Source organism: Leuconostoc sp. XM4 (genome assembly GCF_055698815.1).
On the sequence record NZ_CP134507.1, the window covers coordinates 242,883 to 261,466 of the forward strand.

Consider the following 18,584-nt stretch of genomic DNA (forward strand, 5'->3'; position numbering starts at 1 on the left):
ATATTTGACCATCAAAACAATTGCTCAGCAGGAATAATGTAATTTTGATATACTATATTAGTAATATTTTTATTTGAAACTAAGGAGAAATGGCATGATTGTACTATCAGGCACCATCGGCGCTGGCAAAACGAGTTTAACGAAAATGTTGGCAAAACATTTAGATTCACAGGCGTTTTATGAAAGTGTTGATGATAACCCAATTTTGCCATTATTTTACCAAAACCCTAAAAAATATGGTTTTTTGCTACAAATTTATTTTTTAAACAAAAGGCTAGAACAAATAAAAAGAGCCCAAGTGGATGCCAAAAATATTTTAGATCGTTCTATTTTTGAAGATGCTTTACTATTCCAATTGACAGCTGATTTGAATCGCGCAACGCAAACTGAGGTGGATATATATCAGTCATTGGTTAATAATATGATGGCTGAAATTCCTGGTAGTGCAACGTCTAAGGATCCTGATTTATTAATTCATGTTCGTGTTAGTTTTGATACTATGCTCGCAAGAATCAAAAAGCGTGGTCGTTCATTTGAGCAAGTTGAAGCAAATCCGGGATTATATGACTACTACAAAGAACTTAATTCACGTTATGATGATTGGTTTGCGGCGTACGACCGATCACCAAAAATCCAGATTGATGGTGACCATTTTGATTTTGTGGAAAATGAAGAGTCAGGTGCAAAAGTCTTGGACATGATTGATGCTAAATTAGCACAAACTGGTGTACTATCATTTTGAGAAATCCCGAAACTTTTGAAGTTAGGGATTTTTTTGATATAATAATTAAAATTAACTAAGGAACATATAATGAATAGTTGGCATAGAATTGTTGTTAAAGTCGGCACGAGCACAATTGTTAATCGTGATGGGCAAATTAATTACCCAGTCGTTAATCGGTTGGCACAAACACTTTCCAGTTTACAAAAATCTGGTCACGAAATTTTATTAGTTACATCCGGGGCAATTGGTGTGGCATTGGATCAGATGAATCTAGAAAAACGACCACAAGAAATTCCACAACAGCAAGCATTAGCTGCCATTGGTCAGGGATACTTGATGTCATTGTACAATCAAAGTTTTGCATTCTATCAACAATTAATTGGACAAGTTTTATTGACGTATGATGTGTTCGACAATAAAGCGATGCTTGAAAACACAATGAATGCCATTGAAATGATGTTTTCACAGCACATCATTCCCATTGTTAATGAAAATGATGTGATTGCAGTTGATGAGCTTGACCATCAACATTCATTTGGCGATAATGACCGCTTAGCTGCTATTGTGACACGTGAAATTGGTGCCGATGGATTAATTATTTTGAGCGATGTCGACGCGTTGTATACGGCTAATCCTAATATTGATGAATTTGCACAAGCCATTGATAAGGTAACGAAAATTACCGATGATATTCGTATGAGCGCCACCGGATCAACTTCTGGTTTAGGAACAGGTGGGATGAGCACAAAACTTGCTGCTGGTGAATTTGTGATGAAAAATGGTGGTAAAATGGTGTTAATTAATGGTAATAATCCAGCCTTGATTTTAGAAGTAATAGCTGGTAAAACGGTGGGAACATTATTTCAAGGAGAATGAGTCTATGAACGCAGTGGAAGAAATTGGTAAGCGTGCCAAATTAGTGACTTCTGATGTCGCTAATTTGGCAGTAGATCTTCGTAATCAAATATTATTGGATATGTCGTCAGCCTTGGTAGCTAACTGGCAAGAAATTGTGGCAGCTAATAAAAAAGATTTGGACGCGGCTACGCAGCTCTCGGGGCCAATGCGTAATCGATTGACGCTTGACCAAAAAACAATTGGCGGTATTGCAGCGTCGCTGTCAGCGGTCGCTAAGTTAGCTGATCCTTTGGCAGGTCCATATGACAATTGGAAAAATCATACAGGATTTAAAATTGTTAAAAAAACAGTGCCACTAGGGGTTGTGGCGATGATATTTGAGGCGCGCCCGAATGTGACCGTAGATGCTGCCGCATTAACCTTTAAATCAGGTAATGCAGTTATTTTACGCGGTGGTAAAGAGGCTATCGAGTCAAATATTATCTTAACGAATATTTTGCGTAATGTGTTACGTAAACACAATTTAAACCCAGATATAATACAGTTAATCACGGATACAACACATGATTCAGTCAACACATTACTAAATTTGCGTGACTATGTTGATGTATTAATTCCGCGTGGTTCAGGTCAGTTTATTGATTTTGTTGTAAAAAATGCAACGGTACCGGTTATTGAAACTGGCGCAGGTAACACACATATATTTGTGGACGAGAGTGCCAAGCAGGATGAGGCTATTCGTGTCATTCATAATGCCAAAACACAAAAACCAGCAGTTTGTAATGCTGCCGAAAAACTATTAATTCATGAGGCAATTGCGGGTGAATTTTTACCAAAAATTGTCGATGATTTATTGGCTGCTGGTGTAGAGTTGCGCGGGGACCAAAAAGCCCGTAGTATAGATAGTCGAGTAATTGGCGCAAGTACTGAAGATTGGGATACTGAGTATAACGATTTAATTATGGCTATAAAAATTGTTCACAATAACGATGAAGCAATTACCTGGATTAATGACCACACAACCCATCACTCAGAAACAATTATCAGTGAAGATCTTAATCATGTTACTGATTTTATGAATACTGTTGATGCTGCTGTTGTTTATCAGAATGTTTCAAGCCGATTTACTGATGGTTTTGAATTTGGATTTGGCGCAGAAATTGGTATCTCTACACAAAAGCTTCATGCGCGTGGCCCAATGGGACTAAGTGCGTTAACCACAATTAAGTATGAAGTATTCGGTGAAGGACAAATTAGAGAATAAGCACAGTATTTTTGACCCAAAAAAATGATCCACGATACGGACAACTAGGTTTGGTGTCGTATCGTGGATCATTTTTATGTTATTGAAGCACAGTTAGCATTAGATTTTGAAAATCATGAACAAATCTTTTTGAATCAACTAAAACAGCAGCTTTAGTAGTTGTTGGAACCAAAAGTTTCTCTTTATCACCGATTGTGCGGCCATAATCGCCACTCTCTTTATCGTATGTTACCCGCATTGCTAAGGCAATTGATGTAACATAGCTAGGATCGATTCCAACAGCAACTGCTAGTGGATCGTGGAGGGCAGCACCATTTTTATTGATGTTTAAGTTAGCATACGCATCAATATAGAAATCCATTAAGTCAGCAAATTTTTCTCCGGCTAAGGTTCCTAGTGTACGCCATGATGCAGTTTCTTTTTTCGTTAGCAGCGTGCGGAGAGTAACATCAAGGCCAACCATTGTTAGGTTTTGCTGATGAATGAAAGCAAAGTCAGCTGCTTCAGGGTCTTGGTGAATGTTTGCTTCGGTAAAAGGCGTTACGTTACCTGGTACAGTTAAAGCACCGCCCATTAGCGTTGTATTACCAATCAAGGTAGCCACGTCATTATCTTTTTCAATCGCTGCAGCCAAATTGGTGAGTGGCCCAGTTGGAATAAAAATTAGGTTTTCTTTATATTGATGAGCCGATTCAATTAAAAAATCAACAGCTGATTGGGTTTCAGTTTGTCTTGGTGAAGTTTCTAAGGTAATTTCACCTACGCCATTTTTACCGTGAATAAGCTGTGAAATAGGCATAACTTCAAAATTATTGGTTGTACTTGAATGACTAGCACCAATAAATACAGGGACATCATCAGCACCAAGTAAATGTAATAAATTCAGTGAGTTTTGTGCGGCCGTTTCAACAAGTGTGTTACCATAACTAGAGATAATACCAATCAAATCGACATTTGGATCAGCTACAGCGTAGGCGAGCGCCAGAGCATCATCCACGCCAGTATCCAGATCAAGAATCATTTTTTTAGTAGCCATAAATTGTAATTATGTGCAGACGCACATTTCCTCCAAATTGTAATATATATTAATTATAACGGACGAAAACTATTTTTGTTTTAAATTAACGCAATGTTAGAATGACGTTGCAATAAAGTAAAATCGGAGAATATTTAAATGACAGAGTTATATGATGTAGCAATCATAGGTGGTGGACCAGTTGGTATGTTTACAGCTTTCTATGCCGGATTACGTGATACTAAAGCAGTTCTAGTTGAAAGTTTAGCAACACTCGGCGGACAAGTGACATCGTTATATCCTGAGAAAAAAATTCTTGACGTTGCTGGATTCACAGGAATTAAAGGATCAGCATTGATTGATTCATTGGATGAACAAATGAAGTTATTTCCAATTGATATCAAAACCTCAACAACTGTGACTAATGTGACGAAAACAAACGACTTATTCACAGTGACCATCAACAATGGTTCGTCATTTCAGGCTAAAACAATCATCATCACAACAGGTAAAGGCTCTTTTGAACCACGCAAGATGCAGGTGTCCGGCGTTGATCAATTGGTTGGCCAAGGTATTCACTATTTTGTAACGGATAAACATGATTTTGATAACCATGATGTAGCGATTGCTGGTGGTGGTGATTCAGCTATTGATATGGCTACGATGCTTAATGAATTTACCCATTCTACAAGAATTATTCACCGCCGGGATCAATTTCGTGCAATGGAGCAAAGTGTGAAACAACTGAGCCAATCATCCGTTATCAAAGAAACGCCGAAAAAAGTATCACAGATTGAAAAACAAAGTGATGGTAAATTGAAAATTACGTTAGCGCAAGTGAAGAATGATCAGGTAACTAATGATATTTGTGTTGATGATTTAATTATTAATTATGGTTTTATTTCGGAAAATAAAATTGTGCATGGTTGGGATATACAACCAGAAAATGAAGGACAAGCGTTTTCCGTCGACCAAGCAATGCAGACGACGATACCCGGCGTTTTTGCTATTGGGGATGCTAGCCATTATGAGGGGAAAGCAGATTTAATTGCTGTTGGATTTGGTGAAGCGCCAACAGCAGTTAATGCTGCAATTCGATTTTTTGATCCACAGCGACGTGGCCCCGGCCATTCGAGTTCAATGGTTATTCAAGATGGAAAACTTATATAAGTAAAAAAGTAGTAGATGAGTATATCATCTACTACTTTTTTAAAAGCTACTTAGCGGAATCTAAAACAGTTGCTTTTCCTGTAGCATAATCAATTTGAATACCTGGCTGTACGTTGAAAATCCAATAGTTTAAGTTCAGTGTTTTGCCGTTGTCTTCAACTGATTTAGCCATATAGTGAACACCACGAGCAAGACGTTCGTTGCCAACATAAAGTGGCGTGACCTGTGCACGGACCGTAATAGTTGGATTGTTTTGGATAGCATTGCGAATATCATTTTCAGGGACGAGCTGACCTGGATAGGCATTTTCAACACGTGTACCCGTAATCATATTTTCTGTGACCATAGTGGGTAACCCGAAAAATTGATAGCCCACAATGTGAGATTTATTCCAAAGCGCTTGCATACCATTGCCTAATTTAACGTTAGGGTTATCATGATAACCACCGACCCACTTAGTACCATCGTAGCGATCGTTAATAAACCAACCGGATGGGCGGACAGTGTAAGGAATACGATCCGGCCGTTTAGTAACTTTTGATATGGCCGACTTACTGGCCACGAAATTTCCTTGTTGCGAACGGCCTAACGAATCAAGAGCTGAGAGGCTTAACCCATCAACTGGATTGAGCTTAGATGCTTGACTTGGGAAAGTTTCTTTCATTTGGTCGTCTGTGAAGGTTGCTTTATTGTTGTTGACATGAACGATGTCACCATCTAGCGTTCCATCCCATTTTAAGTTGAGCAGGGCCTGATCAGATTGGGCAGTTACTGTTGGATGAGATGTTTCAGTAGAAGTATTTGTCGATTCGTAGTTTTGCCACAAATAAAATCCGGCAACAACAACTAGAATCAGAAGGGATAGTATCTTATTTTGTGGTTTGCTTTTGCGTCTATAAGTGCGTTTTCGTGCCATGATTCTCTCTCTTTCAAGTTCTTATATCATAACATTTATGCTACGCCAAAACATCAACAAAAACGATAATAGAAATCAGCGTTCCAGTTCCCACTCGGCTTTGAATTGCGCTAAGAATGATAGCATGAACTGTTGACGACTTTCAGAAATTTTGCGTGCTGTGTCTGTATTTAATTTGTCCTGAATAAGTAATAATTTTTCATAAAAATGGTTAATTGTCGTACTTTTTTGATTGCGATAATCAGTTTTATTTTGTGGTAAATGTGGTTGAATTTCTGGATCATATAATACACGATTTTTTACCGCACCATAAGTAATTGCTCGTGTGATGGCGATAGCTCCCATAGCCTCTAAACGATCAGCATCTTGTACAATTTGTCCATTGATATTGAGCTCTTGAGCACCTTCTAGTGACTTAGACCAAGACATATTGTCGATGATATAGGTGATTTCTTCTATCATTTCTGGATGAACGCCGATAGATAGAAGAAACGAAATCATATTATTTTTTGCTGCAAGAATATCTTCTTGACTATCGTATAATTTATCATCATAGACGTCATGCAGCAATGCGGCAGCACGTACAACAAAAGCATCTGCTTTTTTCTCATGGGCAAGAATCTTGTTAGCTAGTGCAAGGACGCGATTAATGTGATCAATGCTGTGTCCAGTATTATCTTTAGTGAGTGCGTCTTTCATATAACGATTAATCATTTCAAGTTGATCCATTTTAATTTCCTTTAAGTTTTATTTCGATTGCTTATTAATTAGTTTAAACTAATTAATAAGCAATCGCGTTTAAAAGTTGGATTAATTCGTAAAAGTTTCAATATATCATAAATAATAACTTGAGTCTCTATGAAAAATTATTGATTTTAGTTATAATTATTTTAATATAACTTTACCTCATACGGTAAAAATCATGCTTAACGTAGAAAGAGACGATTCTTTTTATTGTGAGTGTTTTAAAGAAAGAGGAAGACTCATATGTCAGAACCAAATAATATTTTGTTTAATACCGGAAATCACACTGATTCGGCTGTCATTTATGACAAGTTTTCAAAGGCAGAACAGCAATTTTCAGTAAAAAAGGATAAGACCTTTTATATTACCACGCCAATTTACTATCCGTCTGGTAAGTTGCAGTTGGGAAACACTTACACAACGGTGCTCGCTGATGCAGCAGCACGATACCACCGCTTACTGGGTGAAGATGTTTATTTTTTAACAGGTACAGATGAACATGGATTGAAAATTCAACAAAAAGCTGAGGCTGCGGGTATATCTGAAATAGATTTTCTTGATGGTATGGCGAAGCAAATTAAAGACTTGTGGAAGCTAATGGATATTTCATATGACGATTTTATTCGTACTACAGAAGATCGCCATGAAAAAGCAGTCGCTAAAATCTTTACGCAATTACTAGAAAATGGGGATATTTATAAAGGTGAGTATGAAGGTTGGTACTCTGTTTCTGATGAAGAGTACTTTACAGAATCTCAATTAGCCGAAGTCTATCGTGATGACGCAGGCAAAGTAATTGGTGGGAAAGCACCATCAGGGCATGAAGTTGAGTTAGTTAAAGAAGAAGCATACTTCTTCAAGATGAGTAAATACGCTGATTGGTTACTTGATTATTACAAAACACATCCAGAGTTTATTCAGCCAGAAGCCCGAATGAATGAGATGATTAATAATTTCATTGCACCAGGTCTGGAAGATTTAGCGGTAACACGTACATCATTTGACTGGGGTATTTCAGTACCAGGGGATGAGAAGCATGTGATTTACGTTTGGATTGACGCATTAGCTAACTATATTACTGCTCTAGGTTATAATTCGGACGATACAACCCTATTTGATAAGTTCTGGCCTGCAAACGTTCAACTTGTTGGAAAAGAAATCGTTCGTTTCCATACTATTTATTGGCCAATTATGTTGCATGCATTGGGATTAGAGTTGCCTAAATCAGTTGTAGGTCATGGTTGGCTTGTGATGAAAGACGGTAAGATGTCTAAATCAAAGGGTAATGTAATCTATCCTGAAGTGCTTGAAGAACGCTATGGTCTAGATGCAGTTCGCTATTATTTATTGCGTTCAATGCCATTTGGTAATGATGGTGTATTTACACCTGAAGATTTTGTGGCGCGTGTTAACTATGATTTAGCTAATGATTTAGGTAATTTGTTGAATCGTACAGTAGCCATGATTAATAAGTATGTGGATGGGGTTATTCCCGAGCTACTAACAGGTAAGACTTCTTTTGATGAAGACTTGGTTCGAACTGTAGAAGATGCCATTGTTGAATACAACAAAAACTTTAAAGAATTACGTACTGCTGACGCACTTGAAAGTGTTTGGAAAATCATCCGTCGTGCAAATAAGTATATTGATGAGACACAACCATGGGTGTTGGCAAAAGATGAAAATGAAAAGGAAGTTTTGTCTAGCGTAATGGCTCATTTAGCTGGTGCATTACGGGTTACTGCTGTTTTGTTACAGCCAGTATTAACACAAGCACCAAAGAAGATTTTTGATCAATTAGGATTAGATTATTCTGACAAAGGTGTTGCTATTGCAGGTTTGACTTTCAGTAAGTTACCAACTGGCGGTCATGTTGCCAAGAAGGGTGAACCAATTTTCCCACGCCAAGACGTTGAAGAAGAAGTGGCCTTTATTTCAGGACTAGTTTCAAAAGATACCAAAGGTAAAGGGCGTGCGGTTAAGGAGGCAGCAAAAGAGGCAGCTCAGGTGGCGCCATCTAAGGATTTGATTACTTATGATGATTTCGATAAAGTTGAAATCTTGGCTGCTAAAATTACGGCAGGAGAAATTGTTGCTAAATCTGAAAAATTGTTAAAGTTTACGCTTGATGATGGATCAGGGAAGCCACGCCAAATTTTGTCGGGTATTCGTAAATGGTATTCAGACCCTGCTGCTTTGGTGGGTAAAACGGTTGCTATTGTTGCCAATATGAAGCCACGAAAAATGGCTGGTGAACTTTCTGAAGGGATGATTTTGTCGGCTGAGAAGAATGATATTGTTACTGTAACGATATTGCCGGATTCAATTGAACCGGGTTCAGGAATTGAATAATAAAAGAGCAGCTCTTCGGAGTTGTTTTTTTATTTGATTTGACGAAAGGACAATTGTTAACTAAAATTAACTATAAAGTAAACATTGTGATAATAGTGGAGGAAAGTGATGAGTACAGCTGATAAACTGTTAGCTTTGTTGGTTAATACAGCAGGCGATTGGGTGTCTGGTGAAGCAATTGCGCAACAGTTAGGGATTACCCGAACTTCTATATGGAAGTCTGTTAAAAAGCTTGAGTCTCAAGGACATCTCATCGAGAGTGTTCGTGGGCAAGGATATCGATATGTAGAGGGCGCTAAAATTTCTGCTGTTGGCATTAAAAAGTATTTAAAATCAGATGTGGATCTGAAAGTCTTTGACACGATTGACTCGACTAATGTGTATGCTAGAGAGAAGCTTTCTTCTGGCGAAATTACTAAAAATACGGTTATTGTTAGTGAAAGCATGTCGGCGGGAATTGGTCGATTAGGAAGAAAGTTTTTTTCGCCGAAAAATACGGGTATGTACGTCACTTTTGCTTTGCCACTACCTGTGGAGACGATAGTAAACCCTGGCCGATTAACTACTAGTACCGCAGTAGCTGTCTCAAAAATGGTTAAAGAAGTATTTGATATCGATATTCAGTTTAAGTGGGTCAACGACTTATTGTACAACAACAAGAAAGTTGGTGGTATTTTGACCGAAGCCATTACGGACTTTGAAAGTCAACAGTTTTCATCTTTAGCTGTGGGTATTGGTATGAATCTTGCCACGCCTGATGGTGGATTTCCAGATGAAATTTCTCAAAAGGCAGGTGCGCTGACTGATGAAATGGTTGTATCAAGAAATGAAGTTGTCGGTTCTTTAATTAATCACTTTTTTGATATGTACCAGGATTATCAGGACGGGCATTATATACCGCAATATCGCAAAAAGGTGGTTGGTGTTGGACAATCAGTAGAACTAAAGCGTGGTCAGGTGAACTTAACGGGGATAATTAGAGAAATCGATAATGATGGTTGCCTCGTGCTTGATACGAAGCGGGGCATAGAGCGCATTAATTCTGGTGAAATTACTAAATTACTGTTGCCAAATAATGAATACCAGGGTTAGACACTAAAAAAGCAACTACACAGACTGTAGTCGCTTTTTTAGTGGATTCTTTTGATAATTTGTAACTCTACTAAGGTTACAAAAAAGATTAAACCAACATCAATTAAAAAATCAAGTAAACTGGTAAAACCTAGTATACCAGTGACGTTAATTATGTTACCTATATAAAATTTAATAATAAAACACTTGTATGCAAAACCAATTAAATGAACCATAATTAAGCAGAGATAGTTGCTGACCAAGGTATTCAAAAATTGGTGATGGCTAAATAGTTTGTTGCCCTTTCTAATGATAGCAGCCAAAAATGGCATTAGTGTAAAAGCGATTAAGAAACCAAACGTTGTCTTGAATATATAGCCTAGTCCGCCACCAGATGCAAATATGGGTAAACCGAGTAATCCGGAAACAAGGTAAAGCACTGTCAACCAAGAACCATACTTGGCACCGAGAATCGGATAAACTAAAAAGATAAACGCCGTTTGTAGCGAAATGTAGTCGTAAAAAGGAATCGGAATAGCTACTTTGGCAGAAAGCACCAATAGAGCAAAGTAAATACCTATTTTACAGATAGTTTGTGCACTAACGCTAACGTTCGTCTGTTGATACATAATATATAATCCTCTCAATATTAGATGTTACCCTTTTTTATTAAAATGGATAACAAAAACAATTTACTATAAATGAATTTCTTTGTCAAATATGTTACCCTTTATATATGATTTGGTTAACAAAAATCTGGAGGAAAGCATGCATTATAAGAAACGTAGTCAAGAAGTATTATGGTTGCCATTCACGCAAATGAAAACGTTGTTCCTGGTATTTTGGCTGCTGGGAAGATGTTGACGGGAGGGTACTTACCATTAGCCATCACTATGATATCTGAAGCGATCTATCAAGTTTTTTATGATGATTACGATGAAATAACATTGTTTCGCGGTCATTCTTATACGGGTAATCAATTAGGTTGTGCTGTGGCATTGAATTGGTTAGAAATAAAGAGAAGCGACAATCTTTTGACCCTGATTTAAGAGCAGTTTGGCGAGCAACATTAACCATGCGAAATTTTGGCTTGCTCACAAGACCATTGGGGGACACAATTGCATTCTTGCCGCCATTGATTGCAACAAAAGAAGAAATAAAGCAAATAATTGTCATAATTAAAGAAGGCATTCAAACTGTCATGGAAGAAATGAATCATGAAGAATAAGGGCTATTTTATTACAGGAACTGATACGGAAATTGGTAAAACCTTTGTAACGGCCAGGTTGGCACGTTATTTCAATAAGCACAATCAAGATATTGGTGTCTTTAAGCCATTGATGAGTGGTACACGTAGAGAAAACCCTTGTAGCGATGCCTATATTTTAAAATCCGGTGCAAAGGTTTTGGATGGTTTAGAAGAAATTAACCCTTTTCAATGGGATGAAGCGCTCGCACCAGCCTTAGCTCAAAAGCGTGCAAAAACAGACTATTCATTAGATGATGTACTGAAAAAATATAATGTATTAGCTCAGAAACACAAGGGCATGTTGGTTGAAGGAGCAGGCGGCATTACAGTACCATACGGCGATGATTTTACCGTCACGGATTTAGCGTGTGCGTTGAATTTACCGTTGATTATTGTGGCACCAAACAAACTAGGTGTGATTAATCATATTATATTAACCATTGAATTTGCTAAAAACCACGATTTAACAATAGCGGGGATAATTTTTAATGGTGTCAAGCACAAAGGTGTGGTAGAAGATACGAATTTAACACTATTAAAAGAGATGACTGATGTACCAATAATTGGTGAATTACCATGGATTACCAATCAGATAAACGCAGAATTACCTTTGGAAAAGTACATGGATATAAATCTGTTAATGTGATTTATTGATCATATTGGATAATCAGATTAAATAACAAATAATACTATAAATTTTGAGATTAATGAGAGTACTATCTGCACTCATGTTAAGAAAAAAACAAAATGTTATATTAAGCAGCTACATTCGCTCAAAACTGCACTTTGTGCTATAATAATGGTGTTGACTAAAGTCAAAAATTTTTGGAGGATCTAAAACACATGACTGTTAAGATTGGTATTAACGGATTTGGACGTATTGGTCGTTTGGCCTTCCGTCGTATTCTTGAGTTGTCAGACAAGGCTTCAGATATTGAAGTTGTTGCCATCAACGATTTGACAAGCCCAGATATGTTGGCATACTTGCTCAAGTATGACTCAATTCACGGTACTTTGAACGCTGAAGTTTCATCTGACGACACAGGTATTGTTGTTAACGGTAAGCACTATGCTGTTTACTCAGAACGTAACGCTGCTGACTTGAAGTGGGTTGCTAACGATGGTGTTGATTACGTATTGGAAGCTACTGGTTTCTATACATCAGCAGAAAAGTCACAAGCTCACTTGGATGCAGGTGCTAAGAAGGTATTGGTTTCAGCTCCAGCCGGTGCAGTTCCTACAGTTGTCTACGGTGTTAACCAAGACATCTTGACTGCAGATGACAAGATTGTTTCTGCTGGTTCATGCACAACGCAATCATTGGCTCCAATCGCTAACGTATTGGAACAAGAATTCGGTGTTAAGACTGGCTTGATGTTGACAGTCCACGCTTACACAGCTTCACAAAGCTTGCAAGATGGTCCTAAGTCAGCTAAGTTTGCAAAGCGTCAAGCTAATCGTGACGCAGCTTCAAACTCATTGCCACACTCATCTGGTGCCGCAAAGGCAATCGGAATGGTTGTTCCTTCATTGGATGGTAAGTTGACTGGTTCAGCTATCCGTGTTCCTGTTCCTGATGGTTCAATTACTGAATTAACTGCAGTCTTGAAGAAGGACGTTACAGTTGAAGAAGTTAATGCAGCTATGAAGAAGTACGAATCAGATTCATTTGGTTACAATGGTGACGGATTGGTATCTACTGATATCATCAACGACACACATGGTACTGTCTTCGATCCAACACAAACTGAAGTTGTTGCTGGTGAAGGACAACAATTGGTTAAAGTTGCTGCATGGTATGACAACGAATACGGTTTCACTTCAAACATGATCCGTACATTGTTGCACTTCGCTACTTTGTAAGATAGATTGTTCTGTTTTTCCTGTTAGTGTACTAAATCATAATATTAGAAAACACACTTCGGTGTGTTTTTTTATTGTAAGGTATTCTATTATGTATATTTTTTGAAAAGAGGCAAGCAAATCTTAAACAAATGGCTACTTGTAGGTACTTATAGTAAAAAATATGATATACTTTATTCAAATATCGAACAGGAGTTCTATTTGTGAAAGTTGCATTTTCATCTGATAATCATTTTGATTTAAATAAAATTAATGTTGAACGCGCTATGCGGGCACAAGCGCTCTATTTGTTGAACAAAAATGTGAACGTTTACGTTATTGCTGGCGATTTGTTTAATGACTTTAAGCAATCCTTAGCATTTGCGCGTAATATGCAAGACTTAGTAAAAAACAAATTAACCATTCGTTTTTTGGCTGGGAATCATGATATGGGTAAAAATGTTACATATGAAGAACTTGAAAGTGATATCGACGAGTTATATTTTCATAACAAGTACATTGACTTAACTGATGATATCCGACTTATTGGCAACAATGGTTGGTATGATTATAGTTTCGTCGGTAATGATTATACAGAAGAAGAAATTCAATCGTTTAAAAATAGCTATTGGTATGACCGACGCATTAAGCAACCAATAACTGATAAAGAACGTTTTAATATTAACCTAAAACAAATTAAGGATCAGCTCTTGGCTGCGGGCAACAAACAGACTATAGTTGTGAGCCATTTTGTGCCACGTGAAGACTATATTAAACGTTTTCCAAATGGGAACACACGATTGGATATAGCAAATGCGTTCCTTGGCAGTTCGAAAATTGGTCAAGCTGTCGATCAATCATATACCATTGCAACAATTACAGGGCATTTGCATTTACATCCCGCACCGTTAAAGTTCGGTAACAATGTTTATTATAATGCTGCTGTGGGTTATAGTACTGAACGTGTTCACGAATGGTCAAGTGATGATTTTCTAACAGAATGGCAAAAAAGACTAGTTGTACTTGAATTTTAAAACACCGGATAGGTGTTTTTTATTTCTTAAGGAAACACTATGATTTTAGAATACTTTGACAATCGAAATAAATTATGATAATATTTTGACTATCAGATATTTCGATTATCAAAGTATTTTAAAAAAGGAATCAATTATGCCAGTTCTTACAACAACAGAAATTATGGACTTAATTCCCAATCGTTATCCTATTCTTTATATGGATTACGTGGAAGAAATGGTCCCAGATGAATCAATAGTCGCTGTCAAAAATGTGACCATTAACGAACAGTTTTTCCAAGGTCACTTCCCTGGAAATCCAGTGATGCCAGGTGTTTTAATCATTGAATCACTAGCCCAAGCAGCATCAATTTTGATTTTGTCATCACCGCAATTTCAAGGTAAGACAGCTTACATGACAGGAATTGATAACGCTAAATTTAAGAGAATGGTTAAACCAGGCGATGTATTGAAGTTACATGTCACATTTGGTAAGCTACGTGCTAACATGGGCAGTGTGTTAGTTGAAGCCAAAGTCGATGGTAAAACAGCTACATCAGCCGAGTTGATGTTCGTTGTGGCGCCAGATGAAAAAGATGAATGAAGCAATTACAACTGATTTTGAACAAATAAATACTGAACTGGTTGGTGTATTTAATAATGTCATGTGGATAGAAGAAGCTGCTTTAAAACGCAGTTACTTCTCTGATATAACCTTAAAAGACATGCACACCATTGAAGCTATTTCAATGTATGATGAAAAAAGTGCTTCACAGGTCGCAAAAATTATTCATTTGACACCAAGTTCTATGACAGCAGCCATTGATAAATTGGTTGAAAAGGGTTATGTTGAGCGACGTCGTTCCAGTAAAGACAGGCGTGTGGTACGATTAGGCTTAACGCATAAGGGGCGTGTCGTTTATCGCGCTCATCAAGAATTCCACAGGGATTTAACGCACAATCTGGTAAAAAATATGTCACCAAACGACGTGAGCGTTGTCAAACAAGCGATCCATAATTTGGTTAGCTATTTAGCACAGATAATTAATCATTAAAGAGGGGAATTATGGAACAATTGAAAATCGTTGCTTCAGCACGTCAAATTCCAGATCGACAAGTGACGAATCAAGAGCTCAGCACAATGATGGAAACTGATGATGAATGGATCTATACTCGGACAGGTATTCATCAGCGTAATGTCGTGACAACGGAAAACACTAGTGATTTAGCCAGTGAAGTGGCAAAGAAAATATTGGCGAAAAGTGGTGTTTCACCAGACAGTATTGACTTTATCATTGTTAGCACGATGTCACCAGACAGCCTATCACCAAGCACGGCAGCAATTGTCCAGGCTAACATTGGTGCCACTAATGCATTCGCATTCGACTTAAGCGCAGCTTGTTCTGGTTTTGTTTATGGATTGAGTGTCGCCTCGAGTCTGTTAATGTCACGCTATCAACGTGGATTGATTATTGGTGCAGAAGTGTTATCGAAATTAGTTGATTGGAAAGATCGAACTACGGCAGTTTTGTTTGGTGATGGAGCCGCAGGGGTACTTGTGGAACGAACACAGGATAATGTTGGACTTTTAGGTGAAGAACTTAGGACTTTTGGTGAAAAGGGTGACAATTTAGTAGCTGGTAGGTTTGCGAATACAAACCCATTTTCGGAAAATATTAGCCCGTTAGACCCTTATTTTCATCAAAATGGTCGGGAAGTATACAGCTTTGCAACTCGTGAGGTTCCCGAAGCACTCCAAGCAGCCTTAGAGACAGCTCAAGTTACGGCTGACGATGTTGATTATTATCTATTACATCAGGCAAACGCACGTATTGTATCTTCCATTGCTAAACGGTTTGGGCAGCCCGTATCTAAGTTCCCAACCAACATGGCTTCAAATGGTAACACTAGTGCAGCAAGTATCGGTATTTTATTAGATGAATTGATAGAGTCTAATACAATTCATGCTGGTCAAATGATTGCCTTTGCTGGTTTTGGTGGTGGTTTAACTGTCGGCGCACAAATTTGGAAAATTTAAATCTATCGGTGTAGTCGGCTGCACCGCAAAAATCTAACGAAAATACATAAAACGGATTTTAGGAGAAAAACACTCATGACAGACGCAGAAATTTTTGACAAGACAAAAGAAATTTTGGTTGATCAATTTGATTTAGAAGAAGATGAAGTTTCATTAACAACCGATTTAACAAATGATATTGACGCTGATTCATTGGACTTGTTTGAAGTTTTGAACCGTGTTGAAGATGATTTTGATATTAAGTTGGCTGTTGCTGAAGATATCAAGACTGTTCAAGATTTGGTTGATAAGATTAAAGAACAATTAGCAGCGTAATTTAGGTGACATTTTGTCACGTACATAACATAATTTTTAAGGATGAGAACATGACAGTTAAAACAATGAACCCTATTTTTGAAAAATTAGGCATGAAATACCCAATTGTTGAAGGTGGGATGACATGGGCTGGAACAGGTGCGTTGGCAGCTGCTATTTCAGAGGCTGGTGGACTTGGCTTTATCGGCACAGGTTATTGGCATGGTGATGACGTTCGTAAAGAAATCAGACGTGCAAAAGCTCTGACAGATAAGCCTTTTGGCGTTAACGTAATGTTATTAAGTCGTCATATTAGAGAAGTTTTTGATGTCATTATCGAAGAAAAAGTTGCTGTAGTTGCAACTGGAGCAGGAGACCCATCGCCATTTTTGGATGAGTTACATGCTGCTGGTATTATAGTAATGCCTGTCGTTCCCTCAGTTTCATTAGCACGTATGATGGAAAAAAAAGGGGTTGACGCGGTTATTGCTGAAGGTATGGAATCAGGTGGGCATATTGGTATGCTGACTACGATGACATTAGTACCTCAAGTAGCCGATGCCGTTAATATTCCAGTAATTGCTGCTGGTGGTATTGGTGATGGACGTGGTGTTGCCGCTGCGTTTATGCTTGGTGCGGCTGGTGCACAAATGGGTACAAGATTTCTGACAGCTACTGAATCAGAAGTTCATCCTAACTTTAAGTCAAAAATACTTAAAGCTAAAGATATTGACACTATTGTTACGGGTAATTTGCTTGGTAATCGTGCCCGTGTTTTGAAAAATAAAATGGCAAAGTCATTTGTTAAAAATGAAGTAAACGAATTGCAAAAAGAAAAGCCAGACGCTGCAGCCATTGAAAAACTTGAATCTGGTACACTACGTCGTGCTGTTCAAGAAGGTGATAAAGAAGGCGGTGCATTCATGGCCGGTCAAATTTCTGGTTTGATTAAGGATGAGAAGCCTGCAGCTGATATCTTGTCCGACATTTGGGCGCAAGCTACCGATTTAATGGGTATTGAAAACACAACATTGTAAGTAAAGAATCCGATTGGTTTCGGTTTCATTGTTTATATATAGTATATGGGGTTTAACATGAAAATTGGATTATTGTTCAGCGGGCAAGGCGCACAGCAAGCCGGCATGGGCACAGATTTATATGAAGCACTTCCTGAATATAAATCAACAATCGATCGAGCTTCTGAAGTTTTAGGATATGATTTATCTGACGTGATGAAGAATGCTGATAAAATTGCACAAACGCAATATGCACAACCTGCTATCTTATCTATGAGTAATGCCATTGTGAATGCTTTGGGTAGTGCTTTGCAACAGCCAGTTGCAGCTCTAGGATTGAGTTTAGGCGAGTATTCGGCGTTGACTGCAGCTGGGGCCATGAACTTTGAACAAGCTGTTGCTATTATCAAAGATCGTGGGCGATATATGCAAACGGTTGGAGACGCAAATCCTGGTAAGATGGCGGCAATAATGGGCGAAGATCAAAAGCTCATTGAAGCTGTTTTAGCTCAATTGCAGGCCAAAGGAAAGCAAGTTTTCCCAGCAAACTATAATACGTTTGCTCAACTGGTCATTGGCGGAATTGCTGCTGATGTTGACGAGGCAAAAGCGACATTAACAGCGGCTGGCATCAAACGTACGATTGATTTGCCAGTCTCTGGTGCATTTCACACCCCATTATTGAAAGACGCTGCTGTTCAGTTATCTGAACGGTTGGCAACTGAAGCATTTACAGATGTGGATTATCCTGTTTATTCCAATACAACAAGTGAACCGTTTATTATCGCGGATCTCCATGAAACGTTGACTAAACAAATTGTATCGCCCACATATTTCGCGCAAGCGATGAAAAAAATGTTAGATGCAGGTGTTGATACATTTATTGAGGTTGGTCCTTCGGATACATTGATTAAGTTTGCTAAAAAAATTGCTCCCAAGGATGTGAAACGATACGCTATTAAAGATTTAGAAAGCTTTAATGAAGTAAAAGAATTGCTCACAGCAGAAGAGGTATAAC

Annotated in this window: 21 protein-coding genes; 17 read left to right on the forward strand and 4 right to left on the reverse strand. The window is 38.0% G+C overall.

Annotation, left to right across the window (positions count from 1 at the left end):
• Positions 1 to 94 precede the first annotated feature (94 nt).
• The 3 genes from RHP64_RS01425 to RHP64_RS01435 all read left to right on the forward strand — a co-directional run bounded on the left by RHP64_RS01425 (position 95) and on the right by RHP64_RS01435 (position 2,846).
• Positions 95 to 742, forward strand: a complete 648-nt coding sequence (locus RHP64_RS01425; protein ID WP_002815908.1) for a deoxynucleoside kinase — start codon at positions 95 to 97, stop codon at positions 740 to 742.
• Between the two features lie 69 nt (positions 743 to 811).
• Positions 812 to 1,600 carry a glutamate 5-kinase gene (gene proB, locus RHP64_RS01430; protein ID WP_002815906.1) on the forward strand — a complete coding sequence of 263 codons (789 nt, stop codon included), beginning with the start codon at positions 812 to 814 and terminating at the stop codon, positions 1,598 to 1,600.
• A gap of 4 nt (positions 1,601 to 1,604) precedes the next feature.
• Positions 1,605 to 2,846, forward strand: coding sequence for a glutamate-5-semialdehyde dehydrogenase (locus RHP64_RS01435; RefSeq protein WP_025267717.1), 1,242 nt, complete (start codon positions 1,605 to 1,607; stop codon positions 2,844 to 2,846).
• 79 nt (positions 2,847 to 2,925) lie between these two features.
• Here RHP64_RS01435 and RHP64_RS01440 read toward each other — a convergent pair whose 3' ends face one another.
• Positions 2,926 to 3,882, reverse strand: coding sequence for a nucleoside hydrolase (locus RHP64_RS01440; RefSeq protein ID WP_025267718.1), 957 nt, complete (start codon positions 3,880 to 3,882; stop codon positions 2,926 to 2,928).
• A 138-nt stretch (positions 3,883 to 4,020) separates the two neighbouring features.
• Between RHP64_RS01440 and RHP64_RS01445 the strand changes: the two genes are divergently transcribed.
• Positions 4,021 to 5,031 carry an NAD(P)/FAD-dependent oxidoreductase gene (locus RHP64_RS01445; RefSeq protein WP_025267719.1) on the forward strand — a complete coding sequence of 337 codons (1,011 nt, stop codon included), beginning with the start codon at positions 4,021 to 4,023 and terminating at the stop codon, positions 5,029 to 5,031.
• A 46-nt stretch (positions 5,032 to 5,077) separates the two neighbouring features.
• Here RHP64_RS01445 and RHP64_RS01450 read toward each other — a convergent pair whose 3' ends face one another.
• Positions 5,078 to 5,947, reverse strand: a complete 870-nt coding sequence (locus RHP64_RS01450; protein ID WP_025267720.1) for a DNA/RNA non-specific endonuclease — start codon at positions 5,945 to 5,947, stop codon at positions 5,078 to 5,080.
• Between the two features lie 75 nt (positions 5,948 to 6,022).
• A complete protein-coding gene (locus tag RHP64_RS01455) occupies positions 6,023 to 6,676 on the reverse strand; it encodes an HD domain-containing protein (RefSeq protein WP_025267721.1) in 654 nt (217 codons plus the stop codon).
• A 258-nt stretch (positions 6,677 to 6,934) separates the two neighbouring features.
• On the opposite strand from RHP64_RS01455, the gene metG reads away from it, so the two are divergent.
• Together metG and RHP64_RS01465 are read left to right on the forward strand one after the other, a co-directional pair.
• Positions 6,935 to 9,043, forward strand: a complete 2,109-nt coding sequence (gene metG / locus RHP64_RS01460) for a methionine--tRNA ligase (protein ID WP_025267722.1) — start codon at positions 6,935 to 6,937, stop codon at positions 9,041 to 9,043.
• Between the two features lie 108 nt (positions 9,044 to 9,151).
• Positions 9,152 to 10,135: a biotin--[acetyl-CoA-carboxylase] ligase gene (locus RHP64_RS01465; RefSeq protein WP_025267723.1), complete on the forward strand. Its 984-nt coding sequence runs from the start codon at positions 9,152 to 9,154 to the stop codon at positions 10,133 to 10,135.
• Positions 10,136 to 10,173: 38 nt separating this feature from the next.
• Here the strand turns inward: RHP64_RS01465 and RHP64_RS01470 are convergent, their stop codons facing one another.
• Positions 10,174 to 10,743, reverse strand: a complete 570-nt coding sequence (locus tag RHP64_RS01470; RefSeq protein WP_025267724.1) for a biotin transporter BioY — start codon at positions 10,741 to 10,743, stop codon at positions 10,174 to 10,176.
• Between the two features lie 171 nt (positions 10,744 to 10,914).
• Here RHP64_RS01470 and RHP64_RS01475 point away from each other — a divergent pair, with 171 nt between their 5' ends.
• The 11 genes from RHP64_RS01475 (at position 10,915) to RHP64_RS01525 (ending at position 18,583) form a co-directional block, all read left to right on the forward strand.
• Positions 10,915 to 11,163 carry an aminotransferase class III-fold pyridoxal phosphate-dependent enzyme gene (locus RHP64_RS01475; protein ID WP_025267725.1) on the forward strand — a complete coding sequence of 83 codons (249 nt, stop codon included), beginning with the start codon at positions 10,915 to 10,917 and terminating at the stop codon, positions 11,161 to 11,163.
• Positions 11,164 to 11,189: 26 nt separating this feature from the next.
• Positions 11,190 to 11,342: a hypothetical protein gene (locus RHP64_RS01480; RefSeq protein WP_014324246.1), complete on the forward strand. Its 153-nt coding sequence runs from the start codon at positions 11,190 to 11,192 to the stop codon at positions 11,340 to 11,342.
• A complete protein-coding gene (bioD, locus tag RHP64_RS01485) occupies positions 11,332 to 12,009 on the forward strand; it encodes a dethiobiotin synthase (protein WP_025267726.1) in 678 nt (225 codons plus the stop codon). The genes RHP64_RS01480 and bioD overlap by 11 nt, the downstream gene beginning before the upstream one ends.
• Before the next feature lie 197 nt (positions 12,010 to 12,206).
• Positions 12,207 to 13,226: a type I glyceraldehyde-3-phosphate dehydrogenase gene (gene gap, locus RHP64_RS01490; RefSeq protein WP_002815892.1), complete on the forward strand. Its 1,020-nt coding sequence runs from the start codon at positions 12,207 to 12,209 to the stop codon at positions 13,224 to 13,226.
• Between the two features lie 203 nt (positions 13,227 to 13,429).
• Positions 13,430 to 14,239: a metallophosphoesterase gene (locus RHP64_RS01495; RefSeq protein ID WP_014324247.1), complete on the forward strand. Its 810-nt coding sequence runs from the start codon at positions 13,430 to 13,432 to the stop codon at positions 14,237 to 14,239.
• A 136-nt stretch (positions 14,240 to 14,375) separates the two neighbouring features.
• The gene (gene fabZ, locus RHP64_RS01500) at positions 14,376 to 14,822 is read left to right on the forward strand and encodes a 3-hydroxyacyl-ACP dehydratase FabZ (protein ID WP_014324248.1); all 447 of its coding nucleotides are present in this window, start codon (positions 14,376 to 14,378) and stop codon (positions 14,820 to 14,822) included.
• On the forward strand, positions 14,815 to 15,273 hold the full coding sequence (locus RHP64_RS01505; protein WP_011679190.1) for a MarR family winged helix-turn-helix transcriptional regulator: 459 nt from the start codon (positions 14,815 to 14,817) through the stop codon (positions 15,271 to 15,273). Before fabZ ends, RHP64_RS01505 begins: the two co-directional genes overlap by 8 nt.
• Before the next feature lie 11 nt (positions 15,274 to 15,284).
• On the forward strand, positions 15,285 to 16,256 hold the full coding sequence (locus RHP64_RS01510; RefSeq protein WP_025267727.1) for a beta-ketoacyl-ACP synthase III: 972 nt from the start codon (positions 15,285 to 15,287) through the stop codon (positions 16,254 to 16,256).
• A 75-nt stretch (positions 16,257 to 16,331) separates the two neighbouring features.
• On the forward strand, positions 16,332 to 16,571 hold the full coding sequence (locus tag RHP64_RS01515) for an acyl carrier protein (protein ID WP_002815886.1): 240 nt from the start codon (positions 16,332 to 16,334) through the stop codon (positions 16,569 to 16,571).
• A gap of 50 nt (positions 16,572 to 16,621) precedes the next feature.
• Complete coding sequence (locus tag RHP64_RS01520; protein ID WP_002815884.1) at positions 16,622 to 17,587, forward strand: nitronate monooxygenase; 966 nt, start codon at positions 16,622 to 16,624, stop codon at positions 17,585 to 17,587.
• A gap of 57 nt (positions 17,588 to 17,644) precedes the next feature.
• Complete coding sequence (locus tag RHP64_RS01525; protein ID WP_025267728.1) at positions 17,645 to 18,583, forward strand: ACP S-malonyltransferase; 939 nt, start codon at positions 17,645 to 17,647, stop codon at positions 18,581 to 18,583.
• Position 18,584 lies beyond the last annotated feature (1 nt).